The following is a 14,161-nucleotide window of genomic DNA, read 5'->3' as shown; positions in this document are numbered from 1 at the left end:
CCTCTGTCGCAATGAGAGCTGAAAGCTCGCAAGGTGAAATGTCAACAGACCCTAAGGGCAATGCCCTGCATATGTTGTAAATAAGAGCAAATGCTAGAACAAATTACAGTAATTCTCTAGCGTGATTGGTAAATTTTCTTGTCAACTTTCTGATTTTTTATCCAATTGATCGTATTCCTGCAAAGTTTGCTGCCACTGTTTGATCTTGACCTGCTTTCGTATTGCTTCAAGGCTTTCAAATACCACCGATTCCACCAGCTGTTCCAGATATTGGTTGTCAATGTTCAGTTCACTGACCTTTTCTGCGATAAGTTGATAGTTTTCATTGGGGCGATGTAGGGAACCTGCTGTAAATGGCTCAATTAAACCCGCACTGATATTCTCACCCAGACGTTGTCCAATACTCTGAATCTGCTGTTCAATCCGCCCCCCGACAATTGGAATCAAACGCAGCAGTTGTGTCAGCTCAGGTGTATCCTCAATCGCCTGATTAACGATGATACCCACTTTCTGAGTAATCACAGGCTGTTGCTGCTGTAATGCCTTGGCTAGCGATTCCTGTAGCATGGAGGAAAGCGTGATTGTAAACAATTCACGATGATGATCAACCAGGTCGTGGATAATCTTTTTGTGCGTGGAGCTGGTTTCAAGTTCGTGTCTTATACCATCAATCACGGTGATCACCACACGGTCAGACAGTTCTTCCATGATCACACTGTAATAAAACATCGCCTTAATGCGGATATTGTCTGGAATGACCTTGTAGCCAAGTTCATATAAACGGTAGGCGATGATACCTGCACGAAATAAGCGCAAAAAACGCAGGTGTGGAATGATGGCCAGAATCTCATACCAGTGGATAAAGGGAAAGAACCACCAGCGTGCATGATGTTTTTGCACAATTGAGAGTAGCCAGCGTACCGCCAGCTCAGTGATTAAAAAAATAATAAACCATGCTTCAGTGGTAATCACCCAGGGATGTAAATATGTACGATAGAACTCAAGGACACTGGGAAGATGGATGGTGTTGAAAAACCATTCCCCAATGTTGCTCATGAGGAAAAAGTTCATGCCCAGACAGAATAGATTGAAAACAATGATAAAGACCATGAAAATATCATAGGCGAGGAATAGTTTAAAAAACTTACTATTCGGATTCACATTATTATATTTAGGGTTTTGTCCTGAGTCCTGCTGGGTCATTTCTTGTTTAATCCCTAAAAAAATTATGGCTTATATTTGGATTTCATTGCAGTAATGAGTTGATCTTTTTCAGTCCAGACCTGATCCACCCATTTTTGGAAACGTTCCCGATAAACAGGATCATCTTCATAATTACCGCCAACCACCCAATTAGGAATGTCAATTTGACGCAAATCCACTGCAATGCGTGGAACATCGCCAAGCCAGAAATCTCCATAGTCTGGTACGCCGTCTGGATAGACAATAGTCATGTCAACCAGGGCATCAATCTTATCTCCCAGAATATTCAAGGCCAATGCCAGACCGCCTGCTTTAGGCTTGAGCAGGTTTTTATATGGGGATTGCTGCTGTGCATGCTTTTCTGGAGTGAAACGTGTACCTTCCAGATAGTTTAAAAGGGTAAACGGCTGGCTCAATAACTGTTCGCAGGCTTTTCGCGCCTCATACATATCGCGTGACTTCAGTTCAGGATTTTTTGCAATCTGTTCCTTGGTGTGGCGTTTCATCATCGGGAAACCCAGGATTTTAAATGCCTGACCCACAAACGGAATGAAAATAAGTTCCCATTTGGTAAAGAAACGGGTAAGGGGCATACGGCTTAAACCAAAATACTGGTTCACTGTGGTATCCACCCAGCTTTGATGGTTACAAATCATCATATAGCGGCCCTGTAAATTAAGGTCAAGCTTTTCATCAATGCTGATATCCCACTTTAGGTTTGGCAGCACCTTTTCAATCAGGTGGTTGTTTACACCAATCCAGCTATTGGTCAATTGAATATTGGTTTCGTCTACTTTTTTTGATTTTTTAAACAGCTTGGTAAAACCGAGTGCCAAAACAGGGGGACCATGTAAAAACGTGCTTCCTGTAATGACTGAACCAACTGTGAGTCCTTTACTGACTTTTTGCAATAAGGATGCTTTTTTATGGGCAGTAGACATAAATCTAACCTTGAGTACAGAGATTTAAAAAGATGTTCCAACTATAAACAACGGAAATTGCAATACAATTGTATATTTGAAGATGTTGACATTTTTTATGGACTTACCCATTTTCTGCAATTTTAATCCACTTTATCATATGTGAAGCACCCAGCATTTATAAAGTTCTTAAATAACTTTTATTGAAACATATATCTCATATTTTTAGAAATCCGATAAATTGAAAATAATGGAGAGAATATGAGGATTTTATGAAGTAAAATGCATCAAAATATTACAAAAAGATAAATAAATTGTTTATTATTAACAAAATATCAATGGTCTAGCTGAATTTTCTCATTCATTATTTGATCAGACAAAAATACATAGACAGGAGCTACGCAATGCGTGCATTAGTAATTTCAACACTGGTTGGGGCTGGATTGGTACTTTCTGGTTGCCAAACTACAGGTAATAACATGGGTGGCGTAGAATATGATAAAGCTGCCCTAGGTACAATAATTGGTGCTGCGGCAGGTTATGGCATATCTAAAGGTAATGCAAACACAAGTAAGCAAAATAACCGTGCTGCGGCAATTGGTGCGGTGCTTGGTGGTGCTGGCGGTTTATATCTTGACGATAAAGAGAAAAAACTACGTCAACAAATGCAGGGTACTGGTGTAGACGTGGGCCGTAATGCAGATGGTTCAGTTCAATTGATTATGCCTGGTAGCATTACATTTGACACCAACAAGTCAAACATTAAGCCAAACTTCTATGGTACCTTGAACAAAGTGGCGCAAACTTTGGCTGAAGATAACCAGAGTGCGATTCTTGTAACTGGTTATACAGACAATACAGGTAATGACTCAATCAACATTCCATTGTCTCAAGCGCGTGCTCAGTCAGTAAAAAGCTATTTGGCAAGTCAGGGTGTATCAGCGGGCCGTATTGATGCGCAAGGTTATGGTTCATCAAACCCAATTGCGGACAACAGCACTGCTTCTGGCCGTGAACAAAACCGTCGTGTTGAAATCAGCATTTATGCAAAACAGTAATCTTCTTTACTGATTTGTGGGAAACCAGCTTCGGCTGGTTTTTTATTGCCTAAAATTAGGGTGTTGGAACTTTTAATATAATTAGTGCGACGAGTGGCGACGTATGGGTTGAGCGAGGCATTATAATTTATACATATCCTGAGATTTAGGATTAGGATTCTAAAACGGAGATGTCTATACTTAGTCTCGCAAAATCGGGCTCAAAAATGAGGGGTATGTAAAGATGTCGACTGGTAGTCAACTCAATGACAAGCAATATGAAGCCATGAAATATGTTCAAGGGCCTTTGTTGGTGCTTGCAGGAGCAGGTTCTGGTAAAACATCTGTGATTACCCAAAAAATTGCCTATTTGGTGAAGCAATGTGGGATACCTGCCTACCGTATTACCGCGATGACCTTTACCAATAAGGCCGCACGTGAGATGAAAGAGCGTGTGGGGAAACTACTTTCCCGTGAAGAGGCCAAAGGGCTTTCTGTTTCAACGTTTCATACCTTTGGTTTGAATTTATTACGTTTGGAACTTAAACATTTACCGCTTAAAAATAATTTTTCCATTTTAGATGCTGATGACTGCAAACGTATCCTGATGGACTTGATGCAGCGTGACAACCTGTCTGGTGCGGAGAGTAAGGAACTCATTGCCAAGGCAATGAAGAAGATTTCAGACTGGAAGAATGATCTCATCATCCCTGAACAGGCGCATTCTGTCTGTGAAACAGTTGAGGATGTTCAACTTGCCCATTTGTATCAACTCTATGAACGTAACCTACGTGCCTATAATGCGGTTGATTTCGATGACTTGATTGTGCTGCCAACCCGCTTGCTTCAGGAAAATGCTGAGGTGCGAGAAAAATGGCAAAACCGTGTCCGTTATTTATTGGTCGATGAATATCAGGATACCAACACCGCCCAATATACCCTGGTTAAGCTTCTGGTTGGGGTAATGGGGCAGTTCACCGCCGTTGGTGATGATGACCAGTCCATTTACGCATGGCGTGGAGCAAAGCCTGAAAACATGGCATTGCTGAAAGAAGATTTTCATAATTTAAACGTGATCAAGCTGGAGCAAAACTATCGCTCCACCAGCCGTATCCTCAAAGCAGCAAATGCTGTCATTGGTAATAATCCACATATCTTTGACAAGAAATTGTGGAGTGACAAGGGACATGGTGAAACCATTCGGATTATCACCTGTTTAAATGACGATGATGAAGCTGAACGGGTGGTGAAAGACCTGATTACGCATAAACTAATGAATGGCAAAAGCTGGAAAGACTACGCAATTTTATATCGTGGCAACTTTCAGGCACGGGTTCTGGAAACGCAACTGCGCCAAATGCAGATTCCTTATAAACTATCAGGTGGTCAATCATTCTTTGCTCGTGCCGAGATTAAGGATGTGATGAGCTATTTACGCTTAATTATCAATCCAGAAGATGACAGTGCATTCTTGCGTATTATCAATACGCCAAAACGAGCCATTGGTCCTGTGACACTGGAAAAGCTTGGCTTGTTTGCACAGGAAAATACCTTGTCATTGCTTACCGCATCATCAGACCAGCGTTTAGCTATGGTATTGCCAAAAAAAGCAGCCACACAATTGCATGAGTTTGCCGAATTTATTGCCACTTTTACCCGTGAATTACTGGATGATGATACGCCTGTGCCTAAGGTTCGTCAGATGATTATGGAAGCGGGTTATATCGACTATGTCCGTGAACAGGCTGCGACTCCTGCACAGGAAAAAACCAAACTCGACAATATCGAGAGTCTATATACCAGTATTCAAAATCTAATTAATCGCACTGATGATGTTGATGAGAAAAATATTGAAAGCGTGATTCGCAAGCTGGTGCTGCTGGATATGCTGGAGCAGCAACAGGAAGAAGAAGACACGGATAAGGTGAATTTGTTGACATTACATGCAGCGAAAGGGCTGGAATTTCCGTATGTGTACATGATTGGGCTAGAAGAAGAACTATTACCACATAAAAACTCGATTGCGGCTGAAACGATTGAGGAAGAACGCCGTTTAATGTATGTAGGAATTACCCGTGCGCGTCAGGGTCTAACCCTGACTTTGGCTGAGCAACGCAAGAATGGTGGGCAGATGCGTCAAATGACCCCAAGCCGTTTTCTGGATGAATTGCCACAGGATGAACTGGAGTGGCATGGTCGTAAAAAGAAACTTGCCCCGAATGTTGATCCGAAAGAACAGGCTCAACAGCATCTCGCCAATTTAAGAGCTTTATTGAAACGTTAATAAATCATCAGTAGGAATTTGTCATGAAAGTTCAGGTTAAAGTATTAGATGCCCGTTTAGGTCAGGAGTGGGCAATGCCTGCCTATGCAACTACAGGTTCAGCAGGTCTGGATTTACGTGCCTGTTTAGATGAAGCGATTGAGATTGCAGCGGGTGAAACCGTCCTGGTCAAAACTGGTCTGGCCATTTATATTGAAGATCCAAACTTTGCGGGCTTGATCTTACCACGTTCGGGTTTGGGACATAAGCATGGCATCGTATTGGGTAATTTAGTGGGTTTAATTGACTCGGATTATCAAGGTGAATTGATGGTTTCTGTGTGGAACCGTGGACAAAACACTTTCCGTCTGGAACCAGGTGAACGTTTGGCACAATATGTTTTAGTGCCTGTGGTACAGGCAGAATTTGAACAAGTGGAAGAATTTGTTGCAACTGGGCGTGGTGCAGGTGGTTTTGGACATACTGGGAAACAGTAAGTTTTTCGTTAATTATCACTTTAAATGCAATGTTTTGCTTAAAAACGTTGCATTTTTCATATTGATTGTTCCTTAAAATTAGATTAAAAAGCAGCTGATTCATTATTTTAATTTTTCTGAATAAGGACTACTCATTTACTTAATAGTCTATATTTTTTAATTATTCTTAAATGTTGAGAATAGAGGGCTTGCTGTGAATATACAACAAACGTTTCCTCTGAATATTTTTCGTGCTTATGATATTCGCGGAAAACTTTCAAATCTTACCCCAGATATTATATGTTCCATTGCATATGCTTTAGCCCAACAATATAAATATGCTGAGCAGACTCAAATTGTGATTGGCTATGACGCACGTTTAACCAGCCCAAGCTATGCCAATATTATTCAAAAAGTATTAGAACAGCAAGGCTTGAACGTGACCAATATCGGTTGCTGTTCATCGCCAATGATGTACTACATTGCCCGTGATTTTGGTGGGAATGGTATTATGGTCACTGCCAGCCATAATCCTAAATCGGACAATGGTATTAAATGGATTTTAAAGGGTGAACCGCCTAGCCCTGAGATTATTCAGCAGGTCGGTTTAGCAGCTCAATTTGCCTCAGAAAAAATTGGAAAAAATACTGATCTACAAGAATTATCGCATCATATTATTCCTGAATTTTGTTTAAAATATCAACAATCCTTATTGAGTGATATTCAGTTGCTGCGCCCCTTAAAAATTGTTCTGGATGGCTTACATGGTTCAGCAGGACACTGTGCCAAACAGGTCTTGCAGAATTTGGGCTGTGAAGTCATTGCATTGCGTTGTGAGGCGAATGGCCATTTCCCAGACCATGCACCCGATCCATCCCATGCTGCCCATTTGCAGCAATTGCAGGCCACGATTATTGCTGAAAAAGCGGATTTGGGTATTGCCCTTGATGGGGATGGTGATCGGGTCGTATTGCTGGATGAACAGGCACATATTATTAGTCCTGACCGCCTCATCTCTTTATTTGCGCAAATATGCTTACAACAACATCCGCATAAAGAAATCGTATTTGATGTGAAATGCTCTCGGATGGTTGCTGATACGGTGGGGCAACTTGATGGTCAGGCCAAAATGATCCGTACGGGCAGCAGTTTCCTGCGTGCCTATTTGTCCAAATCACAAGGTACAGCCGTATTTGGTGGTGAATATGCAGGCCACTATGTATTTAATGATGGACGTGGCTTTGGCTACGATGATGGTTTGTATGCCGCGTTACGGGTGATGGAATACCTCACCCAGTCCAATGCTCAAAGTCTGTCTGAATTGTTTAGTATTTACCCTGAACGATATTGTACCGAAGATACCTATATCAGTACGCATGAGGTCAATCCTAAACAGGTTTTGGATGAGATTGAGCTGCTAAGCCAGCATTTAGGCGCTCGTTTAAGTAAAATTGATGGGGTAAGGCTTGATTTTGACGATGGTTTTGGCATTATTCGAGCATCCAACACAGGTGAATACTTCACTGTCCGCTTTGATGCAGATCATCCAGATCGGTTAACTGAGATTCGCCAAAAATTTGTTTCTATGCTGCAACATCAATATCCACAAATTGCACAAGAACTTGCACAGGCTTAATAAGGAGAGGGCGCATGCCACACGAGCATATCGGCATTGATAAAGCAAAAATTTTGATTGAAGCTTTGCCGTATATTCAGCGTTTTGCAGGAAAAACGCTGGTGGTCAAATATGGTGGCAATGCCATGACTGATCCAGAGCTGGAAAGTTCATTTGCTCGTGACATTGTGTTGTTGAAAACAGTGGGTTTAAATCCAATTGTGGTCCATGGCGGTGGTCCACAGGTCGATTCATTGTTGAAGCGTCTTGGACAGGAATCTGACCGTATTGATGGGATGCGTGTGACTGACCAAGCCACGATGGAAGTGGTTGAAATGGTGCTGGGCGGTAGTGTCAATAAATCCATTGTCAACCTGATCAACCAGCATGGTGGCCGTGCCATTGGTTTAACAGGTAAAGATGGTAACTTGCTGCGTGCCCGTAAATTACTGATGGAAAAACAGGAAGCCGACGGTTCAGTCACTCAAATTGATTTGGGTATGGTGGGTGAAGTCACAGGTGTTAAAACAGATGTACTGGAAATGTTTACCCAAGGTGACTTTATTCCAGTGATTGCGCCTTTGGGTGTGGATGAAGAGGGCAATACCTATAACATCAATGCAGACTTGGTGGCAGGCAAGGTTGCGGAAGCCCTAGGTGCTGAAAAATTGATTTTATTGACCAATATCACAGGGGTATTGGATGAGAATAAAAACCTGTTGACTGGACTCAGTACGCAGGAAGTTGATCGCCTGATTGAGACTGGTGTGATCTATGGTGGTATGATTCCTAAAGTGGGTTGTGCACTGGATGCGGTGAAAGGTGGTGTAGTCAGCGCACACATCGTTGATGGTCGTGTACCACATGCCACCTTATTGGAAATCTTTACCGATCATGGGGTGGGTACTTTAATTACCAATCGAGCAAAACACTAGGATTTTGCAAATAAAAAGAGACCTCATACAGGTCTCTTTTTTCGTCATCATCTGTTCATGTTTTATTCATTGAAGTGTCATTGAAGCGATTTAAGGTAACTCTAGTCATAAGGAGCTTTCATTATGCTAGAAAAATTAAATCAGTATCGTCATACACTGACTTCACCTTTACGCCAAAAACCATCACAAAACCAGTTTCGTTTTGAGTGGGTGGATAATCTAAAAGAATTACAACAAGTACAACGCTTTAGGGCAGCACAGTTTAGCCACCAGTTTGGACTGTCCTTTGAGGATGGCCTGGATCAGGACCTTTATGATTTTGGCTGTGAACATGCGGTATTACGTGAAAAATGGACAGGTGAAATTGTTGCCTATACTCGCCTCAAGTTGTTTCAGGGGCATGAAATTGGGCAGAGCTACAGTGCTCAGGAATTTGAAATCATCCCTCATTTGTCCCATTTACCAAACGTTTTGGAAATTGGACGTACCTGTGTACATCCACAGTTTCGATCTGGCAAGGCATTATCCATGTTGTGGCTGAATCTTGCCCCTAAAGTGCTCTGGTCGATGCGTGCCAAATACCTCATGGGCTGTGTCAGTATTCATCTGGAGGATAATCTGGCGCGTGCCTATTATACCCATCGCCAGCTTCAGCAGTTGGCGGATCATCAAAGCATTGACATTCGTTCCAAGCGTGCCTTTGAACCAGAGCGTCCTGACTACAGCTTTCCGCAGGATGAAAAGATGCCTAAGCTATTTCAAACCTATTTGGGCATGCAGTCCAGACTCTCCAAACAAGCCTTTTATGATGAGGATTTTAAATGTCTGGATTATTTTGTATTTCTGGAAGTGAACAAGATCGCCACCTCATTTGTGATGAATAAAATGGCGCAACGGTAGGAATTATCACACTTCATCCAATAGTGCGCACATATTCAGATTTACAACGCATCTGAACCTCATGCACAATAGGCATAGATGTTAGCAAGTTAGAAGATATGTGCCAGCTATTAGGAATGAATTGCGCCACCCCTACAGACATTACCTTTTCTTTTCGTGGTTTTTCCCAACGAGCTGGTGTCACGTCTGATCACTGTGATGGTTTTGGTATTGCTTTTTTTGAAGATAAAGCCTGTCGCCTATTTGTCGATAATCAGTCTGCGGTTGAATCGCCAATTGCCGATTTAATTCGCAATTATCCGATTAAATCCCGTAATGTGATTGCACATATCCGAAAAGCAACACAAGGCAAAATTACGCTGGAAAATTCCCATCCATTTTTGCGTGAGTTATGGGGGCGGCATTGGATTTTTGCGCATAATGGCGATTTACATGATTTTAATCCCCAACTCAGTGGTCGTTTTGAACCTGTGGGCAATACCGATAGTGAACGTGCATTCTGTTACTTGCTGGATCAAATGGTTCAAACATTTGGCTATACCGAGCCTTGTATCGAAAAAGTCTTTTCCCTGTTAGAGCGTATTGCGCCACAGATTGCTGAATTCGGCACGTTCAATTTCTGCCTGTCCAATGGCAAGGCACTGTTTAGCTATGCAACCACCAAGCTGCACTGGCTGGTACGTGAATACCCATTTCAGCATGCCCACCTGATTGATCTGGATGTCGAGGTTGACTTTAGTGAGGTGACCACCCCAGAAGATCGTGTGGCTGTGATTACCACTGAACCTTTAACGCATAATGAAGCGTGGAAAGCGTATCAGCCTGGAGAAATGATCTTGTTTGAACATGGTCAACCGACTAAACATGCTTTAACGCGGGTCGAGCGTCTTATGCGGGAAGCTGAAAATCCAGCATTAAAGCGCATAACAAGGGCAGACCAATATTAGGGAAGAGAACAACAGAATGGCTATTATCTCATTCAGATATTGTAGAGGGTATTCATTTTATAGATTTAAAAACACTTGCTGGTTTTAAAGCAGGTTATGGGTGTGAAAAATATATTCCTGATTTAAAGTGATAGAGCCTTATCTTTAAAATCTGAATAATAGGTTTTAATACCAAAGTATAATTTAAAATAATGAAGTTAATTTTATCATTGATTAAAAAATACTTGAGTGTTTTGATCGGTATAATATTAAATTAAATAGAAGACAATAGGTTAATTGTTTTTAAGTGAAAATTTTTAAAATCTGACAAAAATGCTGTGTTTTTATTTAAAAAATTTGTCGATATGATGTTTGAATTCGCCTTTTTATTCACTAAATAACGTTGGTTTTCAGGTGGGGTGTGGGGATGAAGTGGTCTGTCGAATATAATACTGGAATAGACGTCATTGATGATCAACATCGTCGTATTCTGGATTATATTAATGAAATTGCTGATTTAAAATATGCCAGTGATCGGGTAAAGATGAAAGGGATTCTGGATAATATTATTGATTATACCCAGTCACATTTTATCTTCGAGGAAAGCTTGCAGGAAGAGGCAAACTATAAATACCGTATACCACACAAGCGCGTACATGACTTATTTATCAAGAAAATAGAGTCCTATCGAGAGCGTTTTGAGTGGGGGCATGATAAATAAGAGATCGAACGAGTAAAATAATAAATGATGCGCGGCAAATCATCTGAATGGGTGATTTGCTTTTTTCTTTCGGCATCTTTTGTTTTGATTTTCAAGCTTGAGAAAGGCAAAATAGATTGAATATTTCATTGTAAGCTCCATAAAGAAGTGCAATGAGTTCAAGGATTTTTTCAAGGAATGCATTATGCAGGACACCGCTCTGTCACGCTGGCTGGCTCCAGTGATGGCATTTTGCCTATCTTTTGTCATGATCACAACATTGGCCCCTACCGTTGTTATCCAGATTGATCGTCAATTTGACTTCTGGCTGTTGTGGTTGGGTACTATGTTTGTGTTGGCATTACCCATTGGCTATCTTGAAATTGCTTTAGCAAAGCGTTCACAGACCACAGCATTACAGGCACTTTCCAGCTTAACACGTGATGCGGATGCCTCACCTAGATGGCGTCTGGTTGGCTGGTTAGCTGTGATTTTTGTTCCCTTTTTTACAGGGAGTGTTTTAACCACAGCAACGCATGTGGTCGCTCTGCAACTTGCAGCAGATATGTCCAGCCAAATTATTTTTGCGGTTTTGGCAATCATCGCTGTTGGCGTGTCCTTTATTCCACGTTTATGGTTAATTGCACTGACAGCAATTGCTGTGATTAGCGCATTTATCCTTGCCAATGTAATGGGAACCCAGCTACAGGCATGGCACTGGACAGGAGTGGAGTTTAGGGAATGGGGCAATGCCACCGTTTTGGCTCTGGTGGCCAGTGGTTTAGGCTTGGGTCTATATTGGCAGAGCAGCTTGTCTACAATTAAAAAGCAGGACAATGCATCTTCAGCCACATTACCGATCTGGATAGCCCAGTTATTTGCTGTGATTGCTTTTGGATTCTTTTCAATTCAGGCCCAGCTTCCAGCTCTAGCCTGGGTGTTTGCTGCAATCATGTCAGCCGCGTTATTGATTCAATTGGCGAAAGAACAGTTGGCACAACGTCAACTTGCAGTCATTGTGCAGTGGGTGATTATTGTTGCTGCCATTGCAGTTTGGATCATACCTCAGGTTGAGCAAATCTTTAATGTTTTACTGATGTTATGGGGACTGGTAATTTGCCTGATCTATGCCATTTTTGCAGGCTGGATCATGAAGATTAGCCATCTGCGTAAAGCCATGAATTTTAGCAATGAACTGTTTTATAACCTGTGGCGTATTGCCGTGCGTCTGGTGTTGCCACTTTCCATTATTGTTGCGATGGTGGCCGTTATTGGACAAAGTCTATAATGGAACAGGGCAAACAAGTCTGGGTTGCCTTTGCCAGCCCTGAGCATCAATTTCATATCGCCGTTGCCTTTATTGAGGGCATGACTGCATTGCAGGCAATCCAGAACAGTGGCTTGGCTGATCAGGTCAGTTTACCTGAACCTTTGCAGTTGGGCGTTTTTGGTTCAAGAATTGAGGCTGAAACAATATTGCAGGCTGGGGACCGTGTTGAGGTCTATCGCGCTTTAACCATTAATCCCAAAGATATTCGACGTAAGCGAGCTGCAAAGAATCCAGTTGGTCGATTTGTAAAGGGGAATCGGTTTAGACCATCACAATAAGAGGGGCTGCTGATATTTCAGCCATGCCTTGCGTTATAGGCTAAAACCATACAAACAAGGCATGAAACGCAGGCAATGGCGATACCCTTGTCAAGTTTCATAACGAAGTTTGGGGCAGTTTTAGCCATAACCCTGCGGGACAGGGACATTTTTTGCCGCTACTGCGTTATGCCTTATTCATTTAGAATAGCTAAATCTCATAAGTCATGCCTTGTATCGTCTAAAAAATGTCCTCTGTCGCAAGCATCTGTGAAATATTAGCAGCCCCTCAGAATAAAACCCCTCACGAATGCTTCGATGAGGGGCTTTATTTATGGGAAAGTGGTTATAGTGGGGGCGCAGTCAAGATGGCTTCTTTTGATGCTGGTAAACCAGGCTGTGATTCAGGGATGGTATCCAGGCCCTCAATACGTTGTACATTACCATTTTCGTCAAAGTAAACTTTTAAATGTTGGCCATGGGCTGCTGGTATTTTTGCTTTTTTTGCATAGGTACCTGGTATATAGTTGTAGATGTAGTCCCAGCGCTGTGGATTTAAAGGATCTGTTACAGTTGGACTACCCAGCAAGAAACGGACTTGCTGAAAGCTCATGCCGACCTGTACTTGAGATGCCTGTGCTTTGGTTAAGGGTGTTCCCTGTGGAATATCAACTTTATAAACACCAAAGACTGAACAACCGCTAAGTACTGAAGTGACGAACAACGCCAGCATGATTTTTTGCATTTTGCTACACTATCCTGATAAATGATGATGCATTTGATTCAAGGATAGATCATACTGCATTTAAATACTAGGGTCTGCTGCCATTTCAGCCATGCCTTGCGTTATCGGTTAGAACGACATAAACGAGGCATGAAACGCAGGCAATGGCGACTCCCTTGTCAAGTTTCATAACGAAGTTTGGGGAAGTTTTAACCATAACCCTGTGGGACAGGGGCATTTTTTGCCGCTACTGCGTTATATCTTACTTATTTAGAATTGCTAAATTTCGTAAGTTATGCCTTGTATCGTCTAAAAAATGCCCTCTGTCGCAAGCATCTGTGAAATGTCAGCAGACCCTACTTGCCTATTCCAACTTAAGATTTGTTGAGAGACCTTTTTTCATGCCTATTTCCAACCAAGACTTACGTAAAGCTGGACTTAAAGTCACCCTTCCTCGTATTAAGATTTTGGAATTATTAGAAAATTCAAAGCAACACCATTTAAGTGCGGAAGATATTTATAAAACACTGCTAGAGCAAGGTGAAGATGTTGGCTTGGCAACAGTTTACCGTGTGTTAACACAATTTGAGGCTGCTGGAATCATTCAGCGTCATCATTTTGAAAACAACCACTCTGTTTTTGAAATTATGCAGGAAGATCACCACGACCACCTCGTATGCCTGAATTGCAACAAAGTTGTTGAATTTACAAATGATGTGATTGAAAAGGAGCAACATTCAGTTGCAGATCAGCATGGTTTTGCCTTAACTGGCCATTCGCTGAATTTGTATGGTTATTGTAGTGATGCTGAATGTCAGGAAGCTTTTCGTAAGAAATAAGTATTCAAGCTCGTAAAGTTTGTTTAATTGACCAAA

General features: G+C 41.8%; 13 protein-coding genes and 1 pseudogene. 11 read left to right on the top strand and 3 right to left on the bottom strand.

The genetic code is table 11. From position 1 onward, the window contains the following. Positions 1–141: 141 nt before the first annotated feature. Together F973_RS10895 and F973_RS10890 are read right to left on the bottom strand one after the other, a co-directional pair. The gene (locus tag F973_RS10895; protein ID WP_004761803.1) at positions 142–1,203 is read right to left on the bottom strand and encodes a hypothetical protein; all 1,062 of its coding nucleotides are present in this window, start codon (positions 1,201–1,203) and stop codon (positions 142–144) included. Between the two features lie 23 nt (positions 1,204–1,226). Further along, complete coding sequence (locus F973_RS10890) at positions 1,227–2,144, bottom strand: acyltransferase (protein ID WP_004761801.1); 918 nt, start codon at positions 2,142–2,144, stop codon at positions 1,227–1,229. Positions 2,145–2,527: 383 nt separating this feature from the next. Between F973_RS10890 and F973_RS10885 the strand changes: the two genes are divergently transcribed. The 10 genes and pseudogenes from F973_RS10885 (at position 2,528) to F973_RS10840 (ending at position 12,583) form a co-directional block, all read left to right on the top strand. Further along, on the top strand, positions 2,528–3,181 hold the full coding sequence (locus tag F973_RS10885) for a YiaD family glycine zipper/OmpA-like lipoprotein (RefSeq protein ID WP_004761800.1): 654 nt from the start codon (positions 2,528–2,530) through the stop codon (positions 3,179–3,181). A 223-nt stretch (positions 3,182–3,404) separates the two neighbouring features. Then, a complete protein-coding gene (locus F973_RS10880) occupies positions 3,405–5,444 on the top strand; it encodes a UvrD-helicase domain-containing protein (protein WP_004761799.1) in 2,040 nt (679 codons plus the stop codon). 23 nt (positions 5,445–5,467) lie between these two features. Continuing rightward, a complete protein-coding gene (gene dut / locus F973_RS10875; protein WP_004682795.1) occupies positions 5,468–5,920 on the top strand; it encodes a dUTP diphosphatase in 453 nt (150 codons plus the stop codon). A gap of 193 nt (positions 5,921–6,113) precedes the next feature. Beyond that, positions 6,114–7,535, top strand: coding sequence for a phosphomannomutase/phosphoglucomutase (locus F973_RS10870; protein WP_004761797.1), 1,422 nt, complete (start codon positions 6,114–6,116; stop codon positions 7,533–7,535). A gap of 14 nt (positions 7,536–7,549) precedes the next feature. Continuing rightward, a complete protein-coding gene (gene argB, locus F973_RS10865) occupies positions 7,550–8,449 on the top strand; it encodes an acetylglutamate kinase (protein ID WP_004761795.1) in 900 nt (299 codons plus the stop codon). Between the two features lie 123 nt (positions 8,450–8,572). Further along, positions 8,573–9,349 (top strand): GNAT family N-acetyltransferase, encoded by a 777-nt coding sequence (locus tag F973_RS10860; RefSeq protein WP_004757387.1) that lies wholly within the window; start codon positions 8,573–8,575, stop codon positions 9,347–9,349. A 98-nt stretch (positions 9,350–9,447) separates the two neighbouring features. Continuing rightward, entirely contained in the window at positions 9,448–10,296 is an 849-nt protein-coding gene (locus F973_RS10855; protein WP_004682790.1) for a class II glutamine amidotransferase, read from the top strand. A gap of 400 nt (positions 10,297–10,696) precedes the next feature. Then, a pseudogene (locus tag F973_RS10850) lies at positions 10,697–10,987 on the top strand (bacteriohemerythrin); the annotation flags it as partial. A 193-nt stretch (positions 10,988–11,180) separates the two neighbouring features. Further along, entirely contained in the window at positions 11,181–12,263 is a 1,083-nt protein-coding gene (locus tag F973_RS10845; RefSeq protein WP_004761791.1) for an SLC5/6 family protein, read from the top strand. Next, entirely contained in the window at positions 12,263–12,583 is a 321-nt protein-coding gene (locus F973_RS10840) for an RnfH family protein (RefSeq protein ID WP_004682787.1), read from the top strand. Before F973_RS10845 ends, F973_RS10840 begins: the two co-directional genes overlap by 1 nt. Before the next feature lie 325 nt (positions 12,584–12,908). Here the strand turns inward: F973_RS10840 and F973_RS10835 are convergent, their stop codons facing one another. Then, positions 12,909–13,307, bottom strand: a complete 399-nt coding sequence (locus tag F973_RS10835; RefSeq protein ID WP_004676608.1) for an outer membrane protein assembly factor BamE — start codon at positions 13,305–13,307, stop codon at positions 12,909–12,911. A 380-nt stretch (positions 13,308–13,687) separates the two neighbouring features. On the opposite strand from F973_RS10835, the gene fur reads away from it, so the two are divergent. Continuing rightward, entirely contained in the window at positions 13,688–14,125 is a 438-nt protein-coding gene (gene fur, locus F973_RS10830) for a ferric iron uptake transcriptional regulator (RefSeq protein ID WP_004682786.1), read from the top strand. Positions 14,126–14,161 lie beyond the last annotated feature (36 nt).

The organism is Acinetobacter sp. CIP 102129 (assembly GCF_000368305.1).
Classification (GTDB): Bacteria; Pseudomonadota; Gammaproteobacteria; order Pseudomonadales; family Moraxellaceae; genus Acinetobacter; species Acinetobacter parvus.
The sequence above is the reverse complement of the archived record's forward strand: the minus strand, read 5'-3'. Positions and strand labels throughout refer to the sequence as shown.